The sequence below is a fragment of the Streptomyces sp. NPDC097617 genome (genome assembly GCF_044761485.1).
GTDB lineage: Bacteria > Actinomycetota > Actinomycetes > Streptomycetales > Streptomycetaceae > Streptomyces.
Window position 1 is genome coordinate 145,671 of sequence record NZ_JBIWCL010000021.1, and the last position, 21,892, is coordinate 167,562.

23 protein-coding genes and 4 pseudogenes are annotated in these 21,892 nt (G+C 69.2%); 17 read left to right on the forward strand and 10 right to left on the reverse strand.

Annotation, left to right across the window (positions count from 1 at the left end):
- The first annotated feature begins 43 nt into the window (after window positions 1–43).
- Complete coding sequence (locus ACIQZO_RS28885) at window positions 44–235, forward strand: hypothetical protein (protein ID WP_403631522.1); 192 nt, start codon at window positions 44–46, stop codon at window positions 233–235.
- Between the two features lie 380 nt (window positions 236–615).
- Here the strand turns inward: ACIQZO_RS28885 and ACIQZO_RS28890 are convergent.
- Window positions 616–1,091: pseudogene (locus tag ACIQZO_RS28890) on the reverse strand (cation:proton antiporter); the annotation flags it as partial.
- On the opposite strand from ACIQZO_RS28890, the gene ACIQZO_RS28895 reads away from it, so the two are divergent.
- The gene (locus ACIQZO_RS28895) at window positions 1,042–1,359 is read left to right on the forward strand and encodes a hypothetical protein (RefSeq protein ID WP_403631557.1); all 318 of its coding nucleotides are present in this window, start codon (window positions 1,042–1,044) and stop codon (window positions 1,357–1,359) included. The pseudogene ACIQZO_RS28890 and the gene ACIQZO_RS28895 overlap by 50 nt on opposite strands.
- Before the next feature lie 132 nt (window positions 1,360–1,491).
- Here ACIQZO_RS28895 and ACIQZO_RS28900 read toward each other — a convergent pair whose 3' ends face one another.
- The 6 genes and pseudogenes from ACIQZO_RS28900 to ACIQZO_RS28925 form a co-directional block, all read right to left on the reverse strand.
- Window positions 1,492–1,755, reverse strand: coding sequence for a hypothetical protein (locus ACIQZO_RS28900; RefSeq protein ID WP_403631523.1), 264 nt, complete (start codon window positions 1,753–1,755; stop codon window positions 1,492–1,494).
- A gap of 17 nt (window positions 1,756–1,772) precedes the next feature.
- A pseudogene (locus ACIQZO_RS28905) lies at window positions 1,773–2,084 on the reverse strand (Na+/H+ antiporter NhaA); the annotation flags it as partial.
- A 95-nt stretch (window positions 2,085–2,179) separates the two neighbouring features.
- Window positions 2,180–3,103: pseudogene (locus ACIQZO_RS28910) on the reverse strand (PEP/pyruvate-binding domain-containing protein); the annotation flags it as partial.
- A gap of 205 nt (window positions 3,104–3,308) precedes the next feature.
- A complete protein-coding gene (locus ACIQZO_RS28915; protein ID WP_403631524.1) occupies window positions 3,309–3,593 on the reverse strand; it encodes an SHOCT domain-containing protein in 285 nt (94 codons plus the stop codon).
- Window positions 3,594–4,283: 690 nt separating this feature from the next.
- Entirely contained in the window at window positions 4,284–5,126 is an 843-nt protein-coding gene (locus ACIQZO_RS28920; RefSeq protein WP_403631525.1) for a universal stress protein, read from the reverse strand.
- Window positions 5,123–6,025 (reverse strand): universal stress protein, encoded by a 903-nt coding sequence (locus tag ACIQZO_RS28925; protein ID WP_403631526.1) that lies wholly within the window; start codon window positions 6,023–6,025, stop codon window positions 5,123–5,125. The genes ACIQZO_RS28920 and ACIQZO_RS28925 overlap by 4 nt, the downstream gene beginning before the upstream one ends.
- A gap of 185 nt (window positions 6,026–6,210) precedes the next feature.
- Between ACIQZO_RS28925 and ACIQZO_RS28930 the strand changes: the two genes are divergently transcribed.
- The 13 genes and pseudogenes from ACIQZO_RS28930 (at window position 6,211) to ACIQZO_RS28990 (ending at window position 17,241) form a co-directional block, all read left to right on the forward strand.
- Entirely contained in the window at window positions 6,211–6,906 is a 696-nt protein-coding gene (locus ACIQZO_RS28930) for a CBS domain-containing protein (protein ID WP_403631527.1), read from the forward strand.
- Window positions 6,907–7,130: 224 nt separating this feature from the next.
- Window positions 7,131–8,756, forward strand: a complete 1,626-nt coding sequence (gene acsA / locus ACIQZO_RS28935; protein ID WP_403631553.1) for an acetate--CoA ligase — start codon at window positions 7,131–7,133, stop codon at window positions 8,754–8,756.
- 169 nt (window positions 8,757–8,925) lie between these two features.
- A complete protein-coding gene (pdhA, locus tag ACIQZO_RS28940) occupies window positions 8,926–9,861 on the forward strand; it encodes a pyruvate dehydrogenase (acetyl-transferring) E1 component subunit alpha (protein ID WP_403631528.1) in 936 nt (311 codons plus the stop codon).
- A complete protein-coding gene (locus ACIQZO_RS28945) occupies window positions 9,858–10,862 on the forward strand; it encodes an alpha-ketoacid dehydrogenase subunit beta (RefSeq protein ID WP_403631529.1) in 1,005 nt (334 codons plus the stop codon). The genes pdhA and ACIQZO_RS28945 overlap by 4 nt, the downstream gene beginning before the upstream one ends.
- A 37-nt stretch (window positions 10,863–10,899) precedes the next feature.
- Window positions 10,900–11,028, forward strand: a pseudogene (locus ACIQZO_RS28950) (biotin/lipoyl-containing protein); the annotation flags it as partial.
- A 210-nt stretch (window positions 11,029–11,238) separates the two neighbouring features.
- A complete protein-coding gene (locus ACIQZO_RS28955; protein ID WP_403631554.1) occupies window positions 11,239–12,195 on the forward strand; it encodes a 2-oxo acid dehydrogenase subunit E2 in 957 nt (318 codons plus the stop codon).
- Window positions 12,192–12,443 (forward strand): acyl carrier protein, encoded by a 252-nt coding sequence (locus ACIQZO_RS28960; RefSeq protein WP_403631530.1) that lies wholly within the window; start codon window positions 12,192–12,194, stop codon window positions 12,441–12,443. Before ACIQZO_RS28955 ends, ACIQZO_RS28960 begins: the two co-directional genes overlap by 4 nt.
- 108 nt (window positions 12,444–12,551) lie before the next feature.
- Window positions 12,552–13,421 (forward strand): universal stress protein, encoded by an 870-nt coding sequence (locus tag ACIQZO_RS28965; RefSeq protein WP_403631531.1) that lies wholly within the window; start codon window positions 12,552–12,554, stop codon window positions 13,419–13,421.
- Window positions 13,422–13,449: 28 nt separating this feature from the next.
- On the forward strand, window positions 13,450–14,136 hold the full coding sequence (locus ACIQZO_RS28970; RefSeq protein ID WP_403631532.1) for a CBS domain-containing protein: 687 nt from the start codon (window positions 13,450–13,452) through the stop codon (window positions 14,134–14,136).
- A 241-nt stretch (window positions 14,137–14,377) separates the two neighbouring features.
- The gene (locus ACIQZO_RS28975) at window positions 14,378–14,983 is read left to right on the forward strand and encodes a CBS domain-containing protein (RefSeq protein ID WP_403631533.1); all 606 of its coding nucleotides are present in this window, start codon (window positions 14,378–14,380) and stop codon (window positions 14,981–14,983) included.
- A 12-nt stretch (window positions 14,984–14,995) separates the two neighbouring features.
- Window positions 14,996–15,622, forward strand: a complete 627-nt coding sequence (locus ACIQZO_RS28980) for a CBS domain-containing protein (RefSeq protein WP_403631534.1) — start codon at window positions 14,996–14,998, stop codon at window positions 15,620–15,622.
- Between the two features lie 9 nt (window positions 15,623–15,631).
- On the forward strand, window positions 15,632–16,288 hold the full coding sequence (locus ACIQZO_RS28985) for a CBS domain-containing protein (protein ID WP_403631535.1): 657 nt from the start codon (window positions 15,632–15,634) through the stop codon (window positions 16,286–16,288).
- A 77-nt stretch (window positions 16,289–16,365) separates the two neighbouring features.
- Window positions 16,366–17,241, forward strand: coding sequence for a universal stress protein (locus ACIQZO_RS28990; protein WP_403631536.1), 876 nt, complete (start codon window positions 16,366–16,368; stop codon window positions 17,239–17,241).
- Window positions 17,242–17,265: 24 nt separating this feature from the next.
- Here the strand turns inward: ACIQZO_RS28990 and ACIQZO_RS28995 are convergent, their stop codons facing one another.
- Entirely contained in the window at window positions 17,266–17,685 is a 420-nt protein-coding gene (locus ACIQZO_RS28995; RefSeq protein WP_403631537.1) for a CBS domain-containing protein, read from the reverse strand.
- A 333-nt stretch (window positions 17,686–18,018) separates the two neighbouring features.
- Between ACIQZO_RS28995 and ACIQZO_RS29000 the strand changes: the two genes are divergently transcribed.
- A complete protein-coding gene (locus ACIQZO_RS29000) occupies window positions 18,019–18,894 on the forward strand; it encodes a universal stress protein (protein ID WP_403631538.1) in 876 nt (291 codons plus the stop codon).
- Window positions 18,895–18,921: 27 nt separating this feature from the next.
- Window positions 18,922–19,911 carry an Acg family FMN-binding oxidoreductase gene (locus ACIQZO_RS29005; protein ID WP_403631539.1) on the forward strand — a complete coding sequence of 330 codons (990 nt, stop codon included), beginning with the start codon at window positions 18,922–18,924 and terminating at the stop codon, window positions 19,909–19,911.
- Window positions 19,912–19,984: 73 nt separating this feature from the next.
- On the opposite strand, the gene ACIQZO_RS29010 is transcribed toward ACIQZO_RS29005, so the two are convergent.
- Together ACIQZO_RS29010 and ACIQZO_RS29015 are read right to left on the reverse strand one after the other, a co-directional pair.
- Window positions 19,985–21,460: an AAA family ATPase gene (locus ACIQZO_RS29010; protein WP_403631555.1), complete on the reverse strand. Its 1,476-nt coding sequence runs from the start codon at window positions 21,458–21,460 to the stop codon at window positions 19,985–19,987.
- Window positions 21,461–21,563: 103 nt separating this feature from the next.
- On the reverse strand, window positions 21,564–21,892 hold a 329-nt coding region (locus ACIQZO_RS29015), incomplete at its 5' end, for a universal stress protein (RefSeq protein WP_403631540.1).

A 21,892-nucleotide genomic window follows, 5' to 3' on the forward strand; every position in this document is an offset into this window, starting at 1 on the left:
CCCCCGGGGCGAGAACCGCCGGCCACTGGATACCGTGATCACGGTGACCAAGCCCCAGAAGAACCCAACACAAGACATCGACGACCGCGGACTGTCGGCGCGGGCATTCGCCGCGCTGCTGCTGAGCGCTTTCGCCGTCGTAACCGTATGCGCACTGATCGGCGGTTGGCCTGGACTGGTGGGCATCGCCGTCACCGCTATCCTCCTCACCGGCTTCGCCGCCTACCGCCTGTAAAGCACAGGGGGCCCGCCCCCGCCGATCAGGCCGAACGTCGGCACGGCCTGGGACACCTGGCCGGGGTCGGTGACCGGCGAGTTCGCCGGTGCGCTTGCCGTGAAGGTGCGCCGCGCTCAGGTCCATGACGACCAGAGCGATGCCCCGGCCGTGGATCGGGCGGGGGCCCCGACAGCAGAGCCCCCATGGACGAAATGCCAGAGGGGACCGAACGCAGCCCGGCCTCGACATCATCAGAGCCGCAGCGCTGACCTGCCCAGATCCGCCACGAACCTGTCGGCCACGAGAAGTGGTGAACAGGACCGGGGTGTCGTTCCCGGCCAGGACCCGGCGCAACCGACCTTCAGCGAAGAGGTCCGTCTGCTTCCCTACGGAATTTACCCGCCGAGTGGCAGGTCGCCGAAGAGCTGGGGTGTGAGCAGGGCGCCGAAGACGAGCAGGGCGGCGAACTTCGCCAGCTCGGCCAGCGCTTCGCCGAGTGGCTCGAAGACCGTCTTCGCCTCGGGGGACACGGCGGCCAGGACGGCACCGGCGGAGAAGGCGGCCAGGTAGGGGTTGGCGTGGGTGAGGTGGCACAGCCCGTACAGGATGATGCCGGTCGCCAGGGGCAGCAGTGGCTGGAGCTTGGGCTGCGCCCCCAGCAGTCGCAGCCGCACCAGAGCGGCGACGGCCAGTGGGAGGACGATCCCGAAGAGTAGCCCCAGCCCGAGCTCCAGACCGATCATCGGGATGGACGCCTGCGTCTGGCCGGAGGTCGGTCCGGCGACGGCAGGATCAGGACCACCGGAAGGGCGAGACCGTCGTTGATGCCGCTCTCCACATTCAGCAGCTGGCGCAACTTCGCCGGAACCTGCTTGCCTGCGCGCCGAACGGGCCTGCCGCCGCGTGAACTCGCGAGCGGAGAGTTGATCGCGATGCCGGGAGGCAGGCTCCTTGGATGGGCGCGGCGCAACCTCACGGAACCCCGTATCGCGGTCGCCCTCGTGATCGTCGGTGCACCTGCAACGCTGGCCGGCGCCTGGCTGAACGTCCTGCCGGTCCCCGGATTTCCGGTGCTGGCCATCGGCCTCGCCGCGCTCATCACGGGCCTGACCATGCTCGGCTCATGGGCCTGCCGCGGCTGAGCAGACAGGGAGAGGCCCTCGGCTGCCCCGTCCGTCACCTGCGGGCCTTCGGCACCCCGCCCGCGCTCCGGGTGCCGGCGTTCAGCCTCGGGCGGCAGCCGACAGCGTCTGACGTCCACGGCTGTGAGGGGGTCACTCCGGAGGTGGGCGTCCGCCGATGGTGAACGCGACCAAGGCCCCAGCCAGCAACGCCCAGGGCAGGGACGGCGCCCCAGCCGACCGCCAGCCGACCAGGGCGAGCACGAACGCCACCACCGCCCCCGCCGCCAAGGCACGCGGATCCCGTAGGAATCGCCACTGCCGACGCCCGGCCCCGGGTTCTCGCAGCTCGATGACCGCTGTCCTGATCACGAGGGCGGCGATGACGATCGCCAACCCCAGCAGTGTTGCGCCCACCTGCCCTCTCCTTCGCGTCAGTCGTTGGCGCCGGCCGCAGGGGTGCGCTGGTAGATGTCGGGAATGCCGTCGGCGTCGGCGTCGAGGGTCTCCTCTTCGTACAGACACCGGTAGATCCTGTTCCGGCGCCGGAGCAGGGCGGCGGCGACCACGGCCGCGGTGAGGGAGGCGATCAGGACGGCGGCCTTGACGTGCTCACCGACTTCCGTTCCCGGGAAGGCCAGTTCTCCGATCAGAAGGACGACGGTAAAGCCGATCCCGGCCAGAACCGATAGGCCGAGGACATCGGCCCAGGCGAGGTCGGGGTTGAGTTCGGCCTTGGTGAAGCGGAGGTGATCGTGACCCCGCCGATGGACTCGCCGGCACGCGCCTCGGCCCAGCTCGCGGGGTTCGCGATGACGATCGTCGGGGCGGTCATGGTGCGCTCCATGTACCCGCGCAAGCGCTCGAACGAGGCCGGGTCCAGCGTGGCCAGCTCCTGGAGCGACAAGGTGGTGCGCATGCCCGAGACGACCTCGTCGCCCTGGGCGTTCGGCAGGTACTCGCCGTACAGCCCGGGACGCCCAGTGGTCGGATCGCGGCTGAACGCGACGCCGCTGCCGGAGTCTGCTCCAAAATTCCCGAAGACCATGCTCTGGACGGTGACCGCCGTTCCGCAGTCGTCCGGGATGTGTTCGTGATGCTGGCAGAGTCCGCTCTGCTCGCCGTTCCAAGACTGGAATGCGGCGAGGATCGCCTGCCGCAGTTGCTCGGCCGGATCCTGCGGAAACGCCCTCCCGGTGCGTTCGAGAATGAGGTCCTTGAACGTTTCGACAGCCCGGATGAGGTCGCAGGTGTCCAGATGGGAGTCGTTCACGACGCGGTGCTGCACCTTGATTCGCTGGAGCACGTCTTCGAACAGTGAACTTTCGACGCCCATGACCGTGCTGCCGAACATCTGCACAAGACGGCGGTAGGAATCCCAGCCGAACCTATCCCGCTCGGGCGCCTTGGCCAGTCCGAGCACGGACAGGTCGTTCAGGCCGATGTCCAGGATGGTGTCCATCAAGCCCGGCGTGGAGCACCTCGCCCCCGCCCTGACCGACAGCAGCAGAGGATTGTCCACCTGACCCAGCCGCTTGTCGGCAGCCCGCTCCAGCGCCGCCAGGTGCTTGCCAACCTCGCGGTCCATGCCCTCCGGCGGCTCGCCGGTGGCCAGGAAGACGCGGCAGGCCTCGGCGGTGATGGTGAAGCCGGGTGGAACGGGCAGGCCCATGCGCGCCATCTCCGCAAGGCTCGCGCCCTTGTCTCCGAGGAGATCGGCCATGCCCGGGCCGCCCTCGGTGAAGTCGTGCACGTAGGAGCCCATGACCTCCACCAGCCTGTTCGACGACGCCCTGTCATCTCGGGGCACAGACGCAGCCGTGCGGCACAACCGCCGGAACCACTTGCTGCGCAGGCTTCTCTCTGTTCTCAGACTGACTGTCCGGATATGCCTCCGGGAAGGGCCGTTCGGCCCCGGGCCAGAGCAAAGACGACGCCCCGGCGCTCGCGTTCCAGGCGGAGTGATGAGCTCAACTCTCTCCTTGCCCCCGCCGGCCTTGACCTGGCTCGTGCGCACTCAGTGCGGTCAGACGCTGTTCGTACTCTTCTTCGTCGATCTCGCCTCGGGCGAACCGTTCTGCGAGCACCTGCTTGGCGGAAGGCGCAGTCGGGAGCTGCGCCGGGCCTGAGGGGAATCGGTCGGCACTGCGGAGGAGCAGCACGACTCCCGCGACGGCCAAGGCCACGAGGAGAACCATGCTGAACGACATGACCACCCAGCCCCATCCGCCCATTCCGTGGTCGTACCAGAACATGGTCCACGCTCCTGTTGCGATGATCTGGGACCTGTCCTGCAGGGCATGTCCCGCCTGCCCTCACTGTCCGTCGGCCCGTGCCGTCCGGGCATGGGCCGGTCGGGGTCGCGACCAGGGCCGATGGGCCCATCCCCATGGCCGCCTCTCAGCACGCCTCCCGGCTTCGGATCGCCGCCGAAAGCGTCGCCTCGTCACCACAGAAGCGGGGTGACGGCATGGTGCCCTGGGTGGCCCGGCAGGGGCCGATCCTTTCGATGCCGGCCTGATGAGGAGGGCGTCAGCATGGTTGCTCTGCATGGCGCTGTCCATCCAGGAGATCCACGCCCAGGTCACCGCGGTCGACGGGTACCGCGGCCAGGCGGAGTCTTCGTCTACACCGTCCGCCACACCGGGGACGCCCACTACCAAGCCGGTGCCGGGCACGGAGACGACATCTGGGAACACAGCGGCTTCGCCGTCCACTTCTTCCCCCCGCGACCTGGTCGACGCCCTCGCCGGAAGCTGGATTCTGCACGAGTTGCCGCCTTCGAGGAGGGCGGCCTCCCCCGGCGGCTGTGGCGCGTCACGCAGTCCGTCCCTCCGTAAGCACCCGCTGAAGGTCAGTGCTGTCCGATCTCAGGTTCCGGTTCGACTTCTGTCGCACCGCCACGACACTCGGCGCACCGGGCGGCGGGCGTCGTCACACAGTCCTCACCCCGCGGGAACCGTGATCACCGGGCAGTGCGCCCGGTGCAGCAGCCCGTGGACGACCGATCCGAGTCGCATGCCCGTGTAACCGCCCTTGCCTCGACGGCCCACGACCACGGCGAGGGCGTGCTCGGCGGCACCGGCGAGCTCCTCCACCGGGTGTCCGGTCAGCACCTCGTGCGTCAACACGACGTCTGGGTACTCCTGCGACCAGCCCGCCGTCGTCTCGGACAGCATGCGTCGTTGCCCCTGGAGCGCGGCCTCCTCGTCGTGGAGCAGGAAGAGCGGTGGCTGCCACACCGAGACGGCTCGCAGCTTGGCCCTCCTGAGGTCGGCCTCCCCGAATGCCACCGCGAGTGCCGCCTTCGAGGACTCGCTTCCGTCGATGCCGACCACCAGGTAGGGCGGCTGTTGAGTGACGTGCTCGGCGTCGCCCACGACGACGACCGGACACTGCGCCTGGGCACTGACGGGGACGACCAGGGAGCCGGCGCTGAGGAACTCCGAGGTCCGGCTCAGGTGACGGGAGCCGAGCACGATCATGCGGGCCTGCCCCGACAGTCGACCGATCGCCGGAGCGGGGAACCCCTCGACGAGATCCACGACCGCATCGACCTCCGGGTGTCGCTCCCTGCTCCAGGCCGCAGCCTCGCCAAGGGCCTCCGAGGCCGCCTGGTGCAGGGCGATACTGCGCGGCGTGTCGTGCTGGGGAGGTACGGCTACGACGAGTCGCAGACTTAGGCGGCGTCGCCCGGCCTCGTCCACGGCCCAGGCCAGGGGCAGACGCCAGTCCCTGGCCGGGTCGATGCCGACGACGACCTCCTCGTGTTCGCCCGCGTCGCTCATGATTCGCTCCCATCCTTGTCCGTGTGGCGCGGAATGAGCTGTACGGGGCAGTGGGCATGGTGGACCATGCTGTGCGTGACCCGCCCAAGGGTGGGCCCGAGATAGCTGGGTGACCGTCGGCCGCCCATCACCAACAGGTCCGCCTGGTGTGAGGCCTCAACCAGTACAGAAGCCACCGACGTGCTCCTGTCCGCGTCCACCTGCACGGTCAGGTCCGGGAACTCCTCGCGGATCCGGTCCGCCACCGCGTTCAGGTGATGGACCTGCTGGTTGGCGATTTCCTCCACGTCGTCGAGCAGGGTCACGACCTCGCCGACGGACTGCAGGATGTTCCACACGTGCAGCAGCCGCAGCGAGCCCTCGCGGACCTGTGCCTCGCGTGCGGCGTACCGAGCGCAGTCGAGGTCGTGTTCGTCGCGGACGGCGGCGAGCACCGCACCCGTGTCGGCGCCGTTCTCGGTGCCTCTGACGATGATGACGGGGGTCTTCGCTCCCGCTGCGACCTTGAGGCCGACCGATCCGAGCATGAGGGAGCTGAAACCGCCCAACCCTCGACTGCCGACCACGATGGTGCCATGGAGGCCCGCGGCCTGGTGGAGGCTCGGGACGGGTGCGCTGCGGCTGAACTCGGGGTTGACCTGCAGGCCGGGAAACTGCTCCGCGACCGCGGCCGCCGTGGCATCCAACAGTTCGCGGCCTGCCTGGCGGACACGCTCGATGCTCTTCGCCGAGATGTAGAGGACCCGGCCGTCGGTGTCGGACCCGTGCACGATGTGCAACGGACGCTCGCGGCGTGCGGCCTCCGCCGCTGCCCACAATGCTGCCTGGCGGGCCGGTTCCGAGCCGTCGACGCCGACGATGACGGCGCCGAGTTCCGAGCTGCTCGTGGTGCCTTCCATGGTTCCTCCTCGGAGAGCCGGACCTGGTCCGCGCGATAACGCGTCGCGGGTGCGGCCCAGGTCCTATCGGGCCCGGCTCCGGACCATTCGGCCCTCCTCCTCTCGTGGCATTCGGCGGATCGTGGTTATCGGCGTCCTCCGGCCCTCCCGTCCGGGTGGATCGCTGTGAGGGCAGGAGGTGCCTCATGAAGCACATCAAGGTCGGCGACCTGATGACCGACGAGGTCGTCTCGGTCCTGACGTCCACCCCCTTCAAGGATGTCGCCAAGCTGCTCGCTCAGCACGACATCAGCGGACTGCCGGTCCTCGACGACGAGGACCGGGTGCTCGGCGTCGTTTCCGAGAGCGACCTGATCGGCCGCGCGGCCGCCATTCACCCACCGATGGGCGAAGAGCCCGATGCCGGCCGAGGCGGGGCCGCGTTCCCGTCCGAGGTGACCTTCACCGCTGGTGAGGCCATGTCCGCACCGGCGGTCACGGTTCACGGGGACGAGACCGCGGCAGGAGCCGCCCGGCTGATGGCCCGCAGGAGCGTCGAGCGGCTGCCGGTCGTGGACGACGAGGACCGACTCGTCGGGATCGTCACACGCCGCGACCTGCTCTGGCTCTTCCTGCGACCGGACTCGGAGATACGACACCGCGTGATCGCGGACGTACTCGTGGACACCATGGGGCTGGGTGCGGAGGCGGTCACCGTGCACGTGGTCGACGGCATCGTGACGCTGGAGGGTCGGCTGGAGAGACAGAGCCAGATTCCGGTACTGATACGCCTCACCAGACAGCTGGACGGTGTGGTCGCGGTCGCCCCCCGCCTGACGGCCCGCATCGACGACTCCCCGCTCACCCCACCGCACCACAGCGCCCTCGGGATGTCCCTGTAACCACGACGTCCGGTGCGGACCGTCCGGGGGACGTCAGGAAGGCCGCACGCCGCGTCTACGGCCGTCACCCAACTTCGCGCGTTCTCCTTGAAGATTCCAAGGCGAGGAGAGGGACCCTGCCATGGATCACTCGATCATCCACAAATGGTCCGGACCCGAGGCCGTCTTCGTGCTCCAGGACTACGAGCGGGCCCGAGCGGATTTACGAGGCCGTCGACCGGCACCTGGCCGCAGGCCGCGGCGGGCGGGAAGCGCTCCACTGCATCGCGGCCGACGACACCGTCACCCACCTCACGTACGCCGAGCTGGGCGGCCTCACGAGCCGCTTCGCCAACGCACTCACCACCCTGGGCGTGGAACGGCAGGAGAGGGTTTTCACGCTCCTGGGCCGCTGCCCCGAGCTCTACACGACCGTATTGGGCACACTGCGCAGCGCACGCGTGCTGTGTCCGCTCTTCTCGGCCTTCGGACCCGAGCCCGTACGGCAGCGGCTGGAGCTGGGCGATGCCCGGGTCCTTGTCACCACCGAGGCCCTGTACCGGCGCAAGGTCGAGGAGAACAGGCAGCGCCTGCCCCGTCTGGACCATGTCCTGCTCGTGGGCCCGGTCCACGGTCCACCGCCGGGCACCGTCTCCTTCGCCGAGCTCATGGAGCAGGCTCCGGAGGAGTACGCCGTACCGCCCACGGACCCGGAGGACATGGCGCTGTTGCACTTCACCAGCGGCACGACCGGAACCCCCAAGGGCGCGGTCCATGTGCACGAAGCGGTCGTGGCCCACCACGCGACGGCGGCCTTCGCACTCGACCTCCGCCGGGAGGACGTCTACTGGTGTACGGCGGACCCCGGGTGGGTGACCGGTACCTCCTACGGAATCATCGCTCCGCTCACCCACGGCGCGACCGTCGTGGTGGACGAGGGGGACTTCGACGTCCACCGCTGGTACCGCATCCTCGACGACCAGCGGGTCACCGTCTGGTACACGGCACCGACCGCGATCCGCATGCTGATGCGCGCCACCCCCAGAGACGGCACCCGACAGCTCCCCGGACCGTACGACCTTTCGGCCCTTCGATTCATCGCGAGCGTGGGCGAGCCGCTCAACCCGGAGGCCGTCCTGTGGGGGCAGGAGGTGCTCGGTCTGCCGATCCACGACAACTGGTGGCAGACGGAGACCGGAGCGATCATGATCGCCAACTTCGCGGCCAGCGACATCCGGCCCGGCTCCATGGGAAGGCCCCTGCCCGGTGTGGACGCCGCGTTGCTCGAACGCCGCGAGGACGGACGGGCCGAGGTCACCGCAGGACACGTGCACGTCATCACCGAGGCGGGCGTCGAGGGTGAGCTGGCGCTGCGCCCGGGCTGGCCCTCCATGTTCCGGGGCTATCTGAACGAGGAGGCCCGTTACCGGGCTTGCTTCGCAGACGGCTGGTATCTCACCGGCGACCTCGCGAAACGCGACGAGGACGGGTGGTTCTGGTTCGTCGGCCGCGCCGACGACGTCATCAAGTCGGCAGGACACCTCATCGGCCCGTTCGAGGTGGAGAGCACGCTGATGGAGCATCCCGCCGTCGCGGAGGCCGGCGTCATCGGCCGCCCGGACCCGGTCGTGGGAGCTGTCGTCAAGGCCTTTGTCTCCCTCCGTCCGGGGCTCGCCCCCGACGCGTCCCTCAAGCGGGAACTTCTGGCGTTCGCACGCAGGCGGCTGGGCCCCGCGGTGGCCCCAAGAGAGATCGAGTTCGAGCAGAACCTTCCCAAGACGCGCAGCGGCAAGGTGATGCGCCGCCTGCTGCGGGCCCGGGAACTGGGATTGCCCGAAGGGGATCTGTCCACGCTGGAGAACCCCGGATGACCCGCTCGTGAGAGAAGGCGGAACCATGAGCAGCACCACCCCGCAGCACGAAAGAAAAGCCCGGAGCACAGCACGCAAGAGGGGGCGCAAGAAGGGGCCGGCCACTGGCGCCCGCGGCACTCCCGACGGGCATCCCGCACCTGGACATCGCCTGGCCATGCTCCGTCGGATGCTCGCCATCAGGCGGTTCGAGGAAAGGTGCGTGGAGCTCTACAGCGGCGCGAAGATCCGTGGTTTCGTCCACCTCTGCATCGGTGAGGAAGCCGTCGCCGTGGGCGTCAACCAGGCCCTGCGCGAGGAGGACGCGGTGGTGTCCACCTACCGCGAACACGGGCACGCCCTGGCCCGCGGGGTCCCCGCCGACGCCGTGATGGCCGAGATGTATGGCAAGGCCACCGGCTGCAGCCGCGGACGCGGCGGCTCCATGCACCTCTTCGACGCCGCCCGCCGCTTCTACGGGGGCAACGCGATCGTGGCCGGCGGCCTGCCCCTGGCGGCCGGGCTCGCACTCGCCGACAGGATGCGCGGCAGCACCCGCGTCACCTGCTGCTTCTTCGGGGACGGAGCTTTCGCCGAAGGCGAGTTCCACGAGACGGCCAACCTCGCGGCCCTGTGGCAGCTGCCCCTGTTGCTGGTCTGCGAGAACAACCTGTACGCCATGGGTACGAGCCTGGCCCGGGAGCACGCCCAGACCAACCTCGCCATGCGTGCCGCTTCGTACGGGATGCCTGCCTGGACCGTCGACGGCATGGACGTTCTCGCCGTCGAAGCCGCCGCACTCCGGGCGACGGAGTCCGTGCGCGCGGGCAACGGACCGCACTTCCTCGAGGCACAGACGTACCGGTTCCGTGCCCATTCCATGTACGACCCGGACAGGTACCGGGCCAAGTCCGAGATCGAGGAATGGAAGGGACGCGACCCCCTCAAAGGGCTGGCCGAACTGATGCGTTCCGAAGGGCAGCTCGACGACCGGGTGATGGAAGAACTCGACAAGGAGGTACTCGCCGAAATCGACGAGGCCGTACGGGGGGCCGAGGACGCCCCGCTGGAACCGGTCGCGGACCTGCTCCGCTTCGTCACGAGCGAATCCGGGAGCACGGCATGAGTACGCGGAAGACACCGACCGGAACGCTGCGGCCGACCACGTATCGAGAGGCGCTCCGTGAGGGGCTGCGCGAGGCCCTGCTCCAGGACGAGCGGGTCTTCCTCATGGGCGAGGACGTGGGCCGGTACGGCGGATGCTTCGGCGTCAGCCTGGGACTGCTCGAAGAGTTCGGACCCGACCGGATCCGCGATACGCCGCTGTCCGAATCCGGATTCGTCGGCGCGGGCATCGGCGCCGCGCTCGGCGGGATGCGGCCCGTGGTCGAGATCATGACCGTCAACTTCAGTCTCCTGGCGCTGGACCAGATCCTCAACAACGCGGCCACGTTGCTTCACATGTCCGGAGGACAGATGAGCGTCCCCGTGGTGATCCGCATGACGACCGGAGCAGGCCGGCAGCTCGGCGCCCAGCACTCTCACAGCCTCGAAGGCTGGTACGCCCACATCCCCGGCATCCGGGTGCTGGCCCCCGCCACGGTCGACGACGCGCGCCACATGCTCGCAGCCGCGCTCGCCGACCCGGATCCGGTGCTGATCTTCGAGCACGGCAGCCTCTACAACGCGGAGGGCTCCTTGGACGAGACCGTCGATGCCGTCGATCTCGACACGGCGGCCGTACGCCGGGCAGGCACGGACGTCTCGGTGATCACGTACGGCGGCTCCCTGCCGAAGGCCCTGGCAGCCGCGGAAACCCTTGCCGGGGAGGGCATCAGCGCGGAGGTCGTGGACCTACGTGCCCTGCGCCCCCTCGACGACGCCACCGTCATGGCATCCATCGGCCGAACCCACCGGACCGTGATCGTCGACGAGGCATGGCGCAGCGGCAGCCTGGCCGCGGAGATCTCGTCCCGCATCACCGAGCAGGCGTTCTACGAGCTCGACGCCCCCGTTCAGCGCGTATGCAGCGCGGAAGTCCCCATTCCCTATGCCAGGCAGCTCGAAGAAGCGGCGCTGCCCCAGCCTGCGACCATCGTGGACGCCGTTCGCCGGACGGTGAGCTGACATGGCCGAATTCACCATGCCCTCCCTCGGCGCGGACATGGACGAGGGCACCCTCGTGGAATGGCTGGTAGGGCCCGGCGACACCGTCACAAAGGGTGATGTCGTCGCTGTCGTGGAGACGGCCAAGTCGACGATCGAGGTCGAGTGCTTCGACTCGGGAACGATAGGTGCACTTCTCGTCGAACCGGGGACCACCGTGCCGGTCGGCACACGGATGGCCGTCATCGACTCGGGGGACGAGCCACCTGCCCCTGCCCCTGCCCCTGCCCCTGCCCCTGCGAAGCAGCCAACGGTCCCGGCCTCCGAACCGCAAGCCGCTCCCGGACGCACCACCACCCCGGGCGGGGACGCCGTGTCCACTCCCCTGGTGAGGCACTTGGCCGAGCAGAAGGGCATCGACCTGTCGTCCGTGCACGGCTCCGGCAAAGGCGGTCGGATCACGCGCTCCGACGTGGAACACGCACCGGCCGAAGGGCCCGAGCGGGTGAAGGCCTCGCCGCTCGCCCGTCGGCTGGCCCGGTCATCGGGCGTCGACCTGAGTGTCCTGACGGGATCCGGGCGGGGCGGCACGATCCGGGCCGATGACGTACGGGCCGCCATGGCGAGCCCTCCGTCCCGTACGGTCGAAAGCCGCGAACCGGCGCGCCCGTCTTCGGCGACGGCCGAGCCCGCGTATCCGGCGCGCGCGGCGATTGCGACTCTGATGAGCCGCGCCAACAGGGACATCCCCCACTACTACTTGTCGACGACGATCGACCTGGCCGTCGCGATGGCGTGGATGCGCGACCGAAATGCGAGCAGGCCCGTGGCGGAACGGCTCGTGCCGGCGGCTCTGCTGCTCAAATCGGTTGCCCTGGCAACACGCCAAGTACCGGAATTGAACGGCTATTGGAAGGACGAGGCGTTCGTCCCCTCGCCTACCGTGCGACTCGGTGTCGCGGTGTCCCTGCGTGGTGGCGGCCTGGTCGCACCGGCGTTGGCGGACGCCGACACCATGCCGCTGCCGGAGCTGATGGCGACGCTGAAGGAACTGGTCTCGCGGGCGCGCGGCGGCCGACTGCGGGCTTCGGAGACCGCCGACCCGACGCTGACGGTGACCAACCTCGGCGATCAAGGAGTGGAGGCGGTCTTCGGAGTGATCTACCCACCGCAGGTCGCGCTCGTCGGTCTGGGGCGTGTCATCGAGCAGCCGGTGGCTTTGGACGGGATGCTCACGGTGCACCCGACCGTGACGGCCACGCTCGCCGCCGACCACCGCGCGAGCGACGGTGCGACCGGGGCGCGATTGCTGACGGCCATGGACCGCCTGCTCCAACGACCGGAGGAACTGTGAACCGCGACGAGGCCCTCGTACTGATCAAGGACGTTCTGACTGACGTGGTTCCCGGCGCCGACGCGGCAACGCTCTCGCCGGACGAGAACTTCCGCGAGAACCTGGAGATGGACTCGCTGGACTTCCTCAACTTCATCGAGGCACTGAGCGAGCGCACCGGGCTCGCACTGCCCGAGTCCGACTATCCGGCATTGAACGCCCTGGACGGCTGCGCGGACTACATCGCCTCGCGCACCGCCGTGAAGTAGGGGGCTGGTCGGCCCCAGATGGGGCCGCTCGGCCCCTCCTCGGTCATCGCGCCGCAGGCCACGCTGGAAGAGGATCGCGGCCCCGCGCCGCCCAAGGAGGTTCTGGCCATGAAGCACCATGTGACCGTCGGCGTGGACGGCTCGCCAGAGAGCCGGGCCGCGGCCCGTTGGGGCGCCCGGGAGGCGGCCTTGCGCGAGGTGCCGCTGAGGCTCGTCCACGCCGTCGACTGGCTGATCAGCCCTGCGGTACCGATGCCGGGCCGCGAAGCGGCCGACCGCTGGGCCGACGAGGCGCTCACCGAGGCATCGGAGGACGTGCGACGCCGGCATCCCGGCCTGGAGGTCTCGACGAGATGCCTCTCCGGCAGGCCGGCGGCAGCCCTGGCCGCGGAGGCGGTGGACGCCGGGCTGCTCGTACTCGGCTCCCGCGGGGTGGGAGGCCTGCTCGGCTTCTTCGTCGGCTCGGTGAGCATGTCGACACTCGTGGCCACCGAGACGCCGGTGACGCTCGTACGCGTGTCGGACTCACCGGACGAGCCGGCGCCCACCCGGTACGGGGAGATCGTCGTGGGTGTCGACATCCACGAGGCAGCGGACAGCGTTCTCGCCTTCGCCTTCGAAGAAGCCGCCCGTCGTGGCTGCGCCCTGCGTGCGGTCCACGGCTGGAGGATGCCGTCCATGTACGAGTACGCCCCCTTCTTCGACCCGGAGAACGAGCGGGAGCTCGGCCGGAGTGTCACCGTGATGCTCGACGACATGCTGATGCCGTGGCGGCACAAGTTCCCGTCCGTGAGCGTCACCCACGAGGCGTTCATGGGGTCCGCCGGCGACCAGCTCGTCCAAGCAGCAGCGAGCGCGGACCTCGTCGTGGTGGGCCGCCGTCTGCGCCGTTCCCCTCTGGGGGCGCATCTGGGCTCCGTGGCCCATGCGGTCCTGCACCACGCCGCCGCCCCCGTCGCGGTCATCGCTCACGGCTGACGGCCCTACTCACAAGGGAGATCGGACCATGTCTCACCGCACTGTCGCAGACGTCATGACCAGGAACGTGGCCACGACCGGCCCCGAAGCGTCACTCAAAGCGGTCGCCCTGAACCTCGACCACAACGGGGTCTCGGCCCTGCCCGTCGTGGACACCCGTCACCACCCGATCGGCGTCGTCTCCGAAGCCGACCTCCTCCGCAGGCAAGCAGGCCTGCCCGACACCGAAGGGCGTGATCCCCTGCACACTACGGCGCCCATGGACCGTGCCTCCATGGACGCCCGGACCGCCGGCGATCTGATGTCCACCCCCGTCCTGGCCGCCCGGCCGGAGTGGGGCATCGTCGAGACGGCCCGCTTCCTGCACGAGCGGGGTGTCAAGCGTCTGCCGGTGGTCGACGAGACCGGAACCCTGGTGGGCATCGTCAGCCGCACCGACCTGTTGCGCCCCATGCTCCGTCGCGACGACGCCATCCGTGATGAGATCGTCGACGACGTGCTGGGCCGGACGCTCAGGATGACGCCCGGCGGCGTTGCGGTGACCGTACGCGATGGGATCGTCTCCTTGAGCGGCCAGGTCGAGGACCGGTCCACCATTCCGGTCGTGGAACGACTGTGCCAGTCGGTCGACGGGGTCGTCAGCGTGGACCAAGCACTCGGCTACGCGATCGACGACCTGTCGACGGCTCCCGATCCGGACCCCGCCGCCCATTGACCCTCACAGCAAAGGGCGGAAAGAGCCCGCCCGCTTCTCGCGGATCCCGATCGTGCGGTGCACGGCCATCAACCGCTTCTCCGCATCCTCTCAGGGACTCTTTCCGTCAATGTCATGAAAGCACGCCCGACATGATCGACAACAGGGCTGATCAGCCCGAAGTGCCCCCCTGACGGCCCTACCGCCAACGGGCACAGGTGTCCACGCTCGGACGTATGAGAACTCCGCTTATGGAGGCGTCATGAAGCAGCTTCGCACCGTCGAGGACGTGATGACTCACGCCGTCATCTCCGTCGACCGCAGAACACCGTTCAAGGACATCGTGGAGACCATGCGGCAGTGGCGGATCAGCGCCCTGCCCGTCCTGTCGGAGGAAGGACGGGTCGCCGGCGTGGTGTCCGAAGCGGATCTGCTGCTCAAGGCCCAGGGCGCGGACGAGTCCCGCGCAGTCACCGCCGGGCAGCTGATGACGGTACCGGCGGTCACCGTGACCAAGGACGCCACCATCCCCGGCGCCGCCCGCCTGATGGCCCGCGGCCACCTCAAGCGGCTCCCCGTCGTCGACGGCGCCGGCCGTCTCGTCGGCGTGGTCAGCCGGGGCGATCTCCTCAAGATCTACCTACGCCCCGACGCCGATGTCGCCGAGGAGCTGCGCCAACTGATCATGGCGGAGCTCATCCCCGCCGGATCGGCCATGGTTCAGGTCCACGTGGCCGACGGCATCGTGCACCTGAACGGCTCCATCCCCGACCCGGCCCTGAAGGACGTGCTGGTGCGTGTCGCGCGCACCGTACCAGGGGTCGTGGACGTCACGGCAGTACGCCTCGGCACCGAAGTCCGCGCGTGAAGGAGGCCGACGATGAGGCACCGCAGTGTCGCCGACCTGATGACTCCGACAGCTGTCGGCGTCCAGCGGGGCACCCCGTTCAAGGAAATCGCAAGGCTCCTGAAGGAGTTCGACATCTCCGCCGTACCCGTGGTGGACGAGGCAGAGCGTCCCGTGGGCGTCGTCTCCGAAGCCGACCTTCTCCGCAAGCGCAGTTCCGGCAGCGGCGCGAACACCGCCGCCGATCTCATGACCAGCCCCGCCATCACCGCCCAGACCGAATGGAGCGTCGTCCGAGCAGCGCGGGTCATGCGGGGGCGCCAGGTCAAGAGACTGCCCGTGGTGGACGCCGCCGGCCGACTGATCGGCATCCTGAGCCGCAGTGACCTGCTTCAGCTCTTCCTGCGCAGGGACCACGCCATCCAGGAGGAAATCCTCGAAGACGTCCTGACCCGCACCCTCGGGCTCAGCCCGTCATCGTTGACCGTCGAAGTCACCGACGGGCTGGTGACCCTCAGCGGGACCGTCGGCCGACGCAGTCTGGTCCCCATCGTGCTGCGCCTGTGTCAGAGCGTCGACGGCGTCGTGGACGTGGTCAACCGGCTCGACTACCAGCAGGACGACGTGTCGGTCGGCGCTGAGCCGGCCACTGAGCGGTAGGAGAAGAGCATGAAGCATCGGGAAGTCCGCGAGCTGATGACCCACGAGGTCGTCACCGTCCCCAACAACGCCCCCTTCAAGGAGATCGCCCGCACCCTCACGGAACACAAGGTGTCGGCCGTCCCGGTCGTCGACCCTTCCGGCCACCCGCTCGGCGTGATCTCGGAGCGGGACCTGCTGCCGAAGTCCGCAGGCCAAAGCGACTACTTCCGGTCACTTCCCGAACGGGAGGTCTGGCAGGAGGACAAGGCCGCGGGTACACGGGCCGAGGAGCTGATGTCCTCGCCCCCCGTGTGCGCCAGACCGGACTGGACCGTCGCCGAAGCCGCCAGGTTGATGGAGGCCCAAGGAGTCAAGCGGCTGCTGGTCGTGGACGACTCGGACGTACTGATCGGAATCGTCAGCCGGCGGGACCTGCTGCGGATCTTCCTCCGGGACGACGAGGACATCCGTCACGAGGTCATGAGTGACGTGCTCGAACTCGGCCTGCGTCAGAGCCCCTCGGCCATCACCGTGACCGTCACCGAAGGCCGGGTCGAACTGCACGGAACCGTCGACTTCAGGAGCCTCATCCCGATCATCGAACGCCTCTGCCGGACCGTGGACGGCGTGGTCTCCGTAACCCAGCATCTCGGATACGCCATCGACGACACGAACTCGGCCTGAAGAAGCCGCCGCTCCGCCTCGCCACGGGCGGATACGAACTCCCCGACCCATGTGGGCCCCTGCCGAGAGGAGCCATCATGAACGATCGAATCGTCGTCGGCCTCGACGGATCCGCGGAAAGCCTCGCGGCGGCCCACTGGGCGGCGCGAGAGGCCGTCCTGCGCGGCATGCCGCTCCATCTCATCCACTCCGAGGAATGGTCATCTCCCCGCGACCGCCCCATGCCGACGAGCGATGTACGCCGCCACTGGGCCCAGGCGCTGCTGAACGAGACCGCCGACGAACTGCGCGCGAGCCACCCCGGATTGGACGTCGTTATCCGGTCACTCGACGGCAGACCGGCTGCCGAGCTCGCCGGTGTCGCGGCCGGCGCGAGCATGATCGTCCTGGGCTCCCGGGGACTGGGCACCGTCACGGGCTTCGTCCTCGGCTCCGTCGGCATGGCCGTCATCCAGGCGACGGTACGGCCGGTGGTCATGGTGCGGGCCATCGAGGACGCCGTGCCGCACCCCGACGGCCGGCACGCAGCCCGTGAGCTGCTGGTGGGCCTCGACATCAGCAGGCCGTGCGATGCGCTGCTCGCCTTCGCCTTCGAGGAAGCGGCGCGGCGGGCCTGCGCCCTCCACGTCCTGCACACCTGGTCGCTACCTCCGTTGGTGGGGTACGGCGCGGCGTACGATCCAAGAGTCCACGCCCAGCTCGAGATGAGCGCGCAGGCCTCTCTGGGCGACGCCCTGGGGCCCTGGCGGGACAAGTACCCGGACGTGGGCGTCATCTCGCGCGCGAGCGTCGGGCACGCCGCCACAAGCCTCGTCGAAAGGTCTTCCGAAGCAGGTCTCATCGTCGTCGGCCGCCGCATCCGAAGGTCCTCGATCGGCGCGCACATCGGACCGGTCACCCACGCGGTCCTCCACCACGCCAAGGCGCCCGTCGCCATCATCGCGCACGAATAGCGGCGCAAGACGACGCGCTGCGGCTTACCGCTCCGCGCAGATCGTCTCGACGAAGTGGCCCACCTGCTCCTCGGACAGGTGCCTGGCGAGATCGGCCTCGCTGATCATTCCGACGAGGCGGTGGTCGGCGATCACCGGGACACGCCGGATCCGGTGCTCCTGCATCGTCTGCAGCACCTGGCTCGTGTCAGCGCCCGCGTCGACCGTGACTGGTTTGCCCTGCGCGAGCTGCCCGGCTGTCATGTGGTGCGGGTCCTTGCCCTTGGCCAGGCACTTCAGCACGATGTCACGGTCGGTGATGATGCCGTGCAGACGGTCGTCGGGCCCGCAGATCGGCAGCGCACCGACGTCCAGTTCGCTCATCCGCCGGGCCGCGTCCATGAGCGTCTCGGTCTCCTGTACGCAGGTGGCACCGCTGTGCATGATGTCCCGTGCGGTAGTCATGGCTGCCTCCTCACCCGTGCATCCCTTCCGTCTCCAGTCTGGGCTTGGGCCCAGCGCCGCGCTCGTCGACGCGAGATCACGGGGCGTGGCTTCCCTGCACCATGGGGCACAGCCCGAGACCTTCCGGACTCTTGCCGGGCGCCGGGCCGGCCGACAGACCACCTCACGTGACCGACCTGGTTGATCAAGGCCCCAGACCTCTCGTCCACCACATCGGAGACGGGGCCGGTCGGTCCCACGGGGGGCCGACCGGCCCCTCAACAGGAGACCGTAGGGCATTCAGGCTGAAGTGAGCGGGAGAAGCGCCATCCCATGCAGAAGGAGATGGAGACCATGGCGAACCGAGTGACCGTCGGCCTCGACGGGTCCCCGGAAAGTACGGCGGCTGCCTGCTGGGCAGCACATGAGGCCGAGCTTCGCGGTGCCTCGCTGGACTTGGTCCACGCTGAGGAATGGCTGGAGGATCCTCCCCTTCCCGTCACGACCACAGAGGAACGTCGGCAGTGGGCCGAAGCCGTCCTCCGCGACACCGCCGATGAGACGCGTCGCGCACATCCGTCGTTGAAGGTCGACACCCGCCGAGTGGGCGGGCTGCCCTCCCTGGCGCTCACGCGCGCCGCCGAAGATTCCGACATGCTCGTACTCGGCTCCCGCGCGCTCGGCAGCATCGCGGGATTCCTCGTCGGGTCCACCGGCGCTTCCACCATCATCGAGGCCGTTCGCCCCGTCGTGCTGGTCCGGTCGGTGGACCGCGCGGGCAAACCACCGGACGGCAACCTCGACCGCGGCCCCATCGTGGTCGGCGTGGACATCCACCAACCCTGTGACAAGCTGCTCGCCTTCGCCTTCGAGGAGGCGTCCCACCGCCACTGCCCACTCGTGATCATCCACGGCTGGTCGCCACCGCCCATCCTCAGCTACGCACCGGCTCTCGACCCCGGGGTCCAGCAGGAAATGGCCCACGGCATCACCACCACACTGGACGAGATGATCAACCCCTGGCGCGAGAAGTACCCTTCGCTGCAGATCGACTCCCGGGCCACCATCGGCCAGCCTGCGATTCAGATCCTCGACGCGGCCGCCATCGCCGCCCTCGTCGTCGTCGGCCGCCGGATCCGCCACTCCGCATTCGGCACCCACATCGGCCCCATCACACACGCCGTGATGCACCACGCGGTCTCGCCGGTCGCCGTCATCGCCCACGAGTGAGGCCCACCGCACAGGCAGGAAAGTCCCATGACCACACCACTTCCGGACCCGGCAGAGATGGTTCCGCTCATCGAGGATGCTGTCACGGCTCCGTCCATGCACAACGCCCAGCCTTGGAAGTTCCTGTACCGACCAGCCTCCGGGCTGATCGAGCTGTACGGCGATCCGGGCCGCGCCATGCCCCGTGCCGACCCGGACCACCGCGCCCTCCACCTGGGCTGCGCCGCCGCGTTGTTCAACCTACGGGTGTCCGCAGCCTCGGCAGGCTGGGGCGCAGACATACGGTTGCTGCCCGACCCGGACGATCCGTGGTTGCTGGCCGCTGCCAACTTCCACGAACCCGGGCCCATGGACAGGGACCTCGGAACCCTCCACCCAGCCGTACGGCGGCGCCACACCAGCCGATTTCCTTTCGCGGAGGACGAGATTCCTCCAGCGCTGTTGGACGGTCTGCGAGCCGCCGCGCTTCTCGAAGGGTGTCGCCTGGCCGTGCCGGACGCTTGGCACACCAACACTGTGTTGGGCCTGGTACACGACTCCGAGCATCGCGAGGAAATGGATCCCGCGATGACGGCGGAGACGATGGCGTGGACACATGCCGACACGCCGGAAGGACAGACCCGTCCCGACGGAATTCCCGTGGACGCCTTCGGTCCGAAGCAGGCGGGTCGCGGTGGGGTCGTGCGCGACTTCGGTCGCCCCCGGCCCGTTCCGGGACGCGGGTGGGCCACTTTCGAACAGAAGCCGCAGATCGTGCTGCTGGGTACTTCGGGTGACAGGCCCGAGGACTGGCTACGAGCAGGACAGGCCCTGCAGCGGGTGCTTCTGCAAGCCACCGCCGACGGGCTGGTCACATCCATGACCTCGCAGCCGCTCGAATTTCCGGCGCTCCGCTGGACGGTGCGCGATCCGGGCTCGGCGATGACCCACGTCCAGATGGTGATCCGGCTCGGCTACGGACCGCAGGGTCCCGCTACACCTCGGCGCCCCGTGGCCGAGGTGCTGGACATCCGATGAAACCGGAGATCAAGCTGTCGCCAGGACATCCGTTGCGGCGAGCGCGCCGCCGCACCCGTCGTCGCCGCTCTGCTCAGTCCGGCTCCATGTAGGGGCGGCGGAAGACCGGGGCCTGGCCGGAGCCGTACGGGCGTACGGCCGCCATCGCCTGGATGACTGCTGCCTCCAAAGGGCCGCCGGTGTCGATGGGGACGGCCTCGTTCCACGGCGGCTCCGCGGCTGCCATGGCCCTGGCCACATCCGGGGTGGCGTCGGATGCCCCGGGGGCGCGGGTGCTCAGGCGCGCTGCCGACACGTCACCCGGAACCTGGCAGTGCAGGGCCACCAGGTCGGCGCTGGTGCGTTCAGCCATGCGCAGGGCGGTTTCGCGCTGCCCCGCATCGGACCAGGTGGCGTCGAGGACGACGGACTCGCCACGTGACAGCAGCGCGGACGCCCGGTCGAGCAGGGCCGCGTACGTCCTCGCCGTCCACTCGGGCGTGTACAGCCCTTCGCCGTAGTCGGCGGCCGCGGATTCCTCCGCCGGAATGCCTGCCAGCTCCTTGCGCAGGCGGTCGCTGCTGAGCAGCGTGACGCCCAGACGATCCGCCAGCGCGCCGGACAGCGTGGACTTCCCGCTGCCCGGAAGGCCACCGACGAGGGTCAGGCCGACGGCGGAGGTGCGCAGGTGGCGCAGAGTCGTGGTGACCAGGCGCCGTGCTGCTGCCTCCGCACCGCGAGCGCCTTGAGCTGCCTGGATCAGGGATACCTTGGCCCGGACGAACGCGCGGTAGGCGACGTAGTGGTGCCACAAGGACGGCGGTGCGGGGTCGCCGGAGTACTCGCCGTACTGGGCGAGGAAGAGCGCCGCGGTCTCCGGGGCACCCGTCTGCTCCAGGTCCATGGCGAGGAAGGCCGCGTCGTCGAGACCGTCGACGTAGCGGAGGCGGTCGTCGAATTCCAGACAGTCCAGGACGCGGGGGCCGTCGTCGAGACAGAAGATGTCCTGGGCGAGCAGGTCGCCGTGGCCGTCGACCACCCGCCCCTGCTCGATACGGGCGTCGAACAGTGCCTCGCGGCCTGCGAGATAGCGACGCACCAGGCGCTCCACCTCCTCCACCCCGTCGAGCAGCCCGCCGTCTTCGGTCAGTCTCCTGACCTGCGTGAAGCTCGCTTCCCAGCGTGCGGACAGCGCGTCCCGTCTGCCCTGCTCGTCGATGTCCGGGCTGCGGGGCGCGTCCGCGTGACGGGATGCGAGCAGGCGCGCGACGGACCGCAGGACGTCGTCGATGTCGGCGCCTTCACTCACGAGCCGGGACAGCCGGCGTTCCGCCGGCATGCGACGCATCACCACGAGAGGCTCGGGCGTGTCCGCGTCCGGTCCGCGGAATTCGCCCAGGCCCAGGTAGACGTCAGGGGCGAAGCGACGGTTGAGGGCGATTTCCCGTTCGCAGTCGATCCGCCGGGCCGCCGTGGTCGTGTAGTCGAGGAACCCCAGGTCGACCGGCTTCTTCAGCTTGTAGGCGCGGTCACCGACGAAGAACAGGACCGCGGTGTGCGTTTCGCACACCTCAGCGCGTGGGAGTGGCGGAACATCGAGGCCGATGCCGGCCCTGAGCGCGGACGCGTCGGTCCGGTGCGCCGGTACCGGCGGCTCCTCGCGGTGGCTCGGCTCAGTCATGCGAAATGACGGCGACGGGACAGCGCGCGTGATGGATCGCGGCGGTGGCCACGGAACCCAATGGGGGTGCCAGGGCGGGACGATGCCTGCGTCGGCCGACGACCAGCAGCCCTGCGCCCTCAGCGGCACGGACCACGGCCTTGGTGGGGCTTTCAAGACCGATGTCGCCGGCCACCTCCACACCCGGGAACTTCTCTCGCCAGGGGCGGAGGGCGTCACTCAGGGCCTTCTGCGCGTCCTTCGTGATCTTCTCTGTCACGTCGTGGTCCACGCCCCAGGGAGCGTGAGCGTGGAGGGGCACGCTTCTGCCGTGGACTGCCC

Excerpts from the sequence above, each read along its gene's own strand:
- ACIQZO_RS29005 (WP_403631539.1), top strand. The coding sequence starts at position 18,922 with ATGACCACACCACTTCCGGACCCGGCAGAGATGGTTCCGCTCATCGAG.
- ACIQZO_RS28970 (WP_403631532.1), top strand. The coding sequence starts at position 13,450 with ATGTCTCACCGCACTGTCGCAGACGTCATGACCAGGAACGTGGCCACG.
- ACIQZO_RS28945 (WP_403631529.1), top strand. The coding sequence starts at position 9,858 with ATGAGTACGCGGAAGACACCGACCGGAACGCTGCGGCCGACCACGTAT.
- ACIQZO_RS28985 (WP_403631535.1), top strand. The coding sequence starts at position 15,632 with ATGAAGCATCGGGAAGTCCGCGAGCTGATGACCCACGAGGTCGTCACC.
- ACIQZO_RS28965 (WP_403631531.1), top strand. The coding sequence starts at position 12,552 with ATGAAGCACCATGTGACCGTCGGCGTGGACGGCTCGCCAGAGAGCCGG.
- ACIQZO_RS28995 (WP_403631537.1), bottom strand. The coding sequence starts at position 17,685 with ATGACTACCGCACGGGACATCATGCACAGCGGTGCCACCTGCGTACAG.
- ACIQZO_RS28895 (WP_403631557.1), top strand. The coding sequence starts at position 1,042 with ATGCCGCTCTCCACATTCAGCAGCTGGCGCAACTTCGCCGGAACCTGC.
- ACIQZO_RS28925 (WP_403631526.1), bottom strand. The coding sequence starts at position 6,025 with ATGGAAGGCACCACGAGCAGCTCGGAACTCGGCGCCGTCATCGTCGGC.
- pdhA (WP_403631528.1), top strand. The coding sequence starts at position 8,926 with ATGCTCGCCATCAGGCGGTTCGAGGAAAGGTGCGTGGAGCTCTACAGC.
- ACIQZO_RS28975 (WP_403631533.1), top strand. The coding sequence starts at position 14,378 with ATGAAGCAGCTTCGCACCGTCGAGGACGTGATGACTCACGCCGTCATC.
- ACIQZO_RS28930 (WP_403631527.1), top strand. The coding sequence starts at position 6,211 with ATGAAGCACATCAAGGTCGGCGACCTGATGACCGACGAGGTCGTCTCG.
- ACIQZO_RS28915 (WP_403631524.1), bottom strand. The coding sequence starts at position 3,593 with ATGTTCTGGTACGACCACGGAATGGGCGGATGGGGCTGGGTGGTCATG.
- ACIQZO_RS28980 (WP_403631534.1), top strand. The coding sequence starts at position 14,996 with ATGAGGCACCGCAGTGTCGCCGACCTGATGACTCCGACAGCTGTCGGC.
- ACIQZO_RS29000 (WP_403631538.1), top strand. The coding sequence starts at position 18,019 with ATGGCGAACCGAGTGACCGTCGGCCTCGACGGGTCCCCGGAAAGTACG.
- ACIQZO_RS28920 (WP_403631525.1), bottom strand. The coding sequence starts at position 5,126 with ATGAGCGACGCGGGCGAACACGAGGAGGTCGTCGTCGGCATCGACCCG.
- ACIQZO_RS28990 (WP_403631536.1), top strand. The coding sequence starts at position 16,366 with ATGAACGATCGAATCGTCGTCGGCCTCGACGGATCCGCGGAAAGCCTC.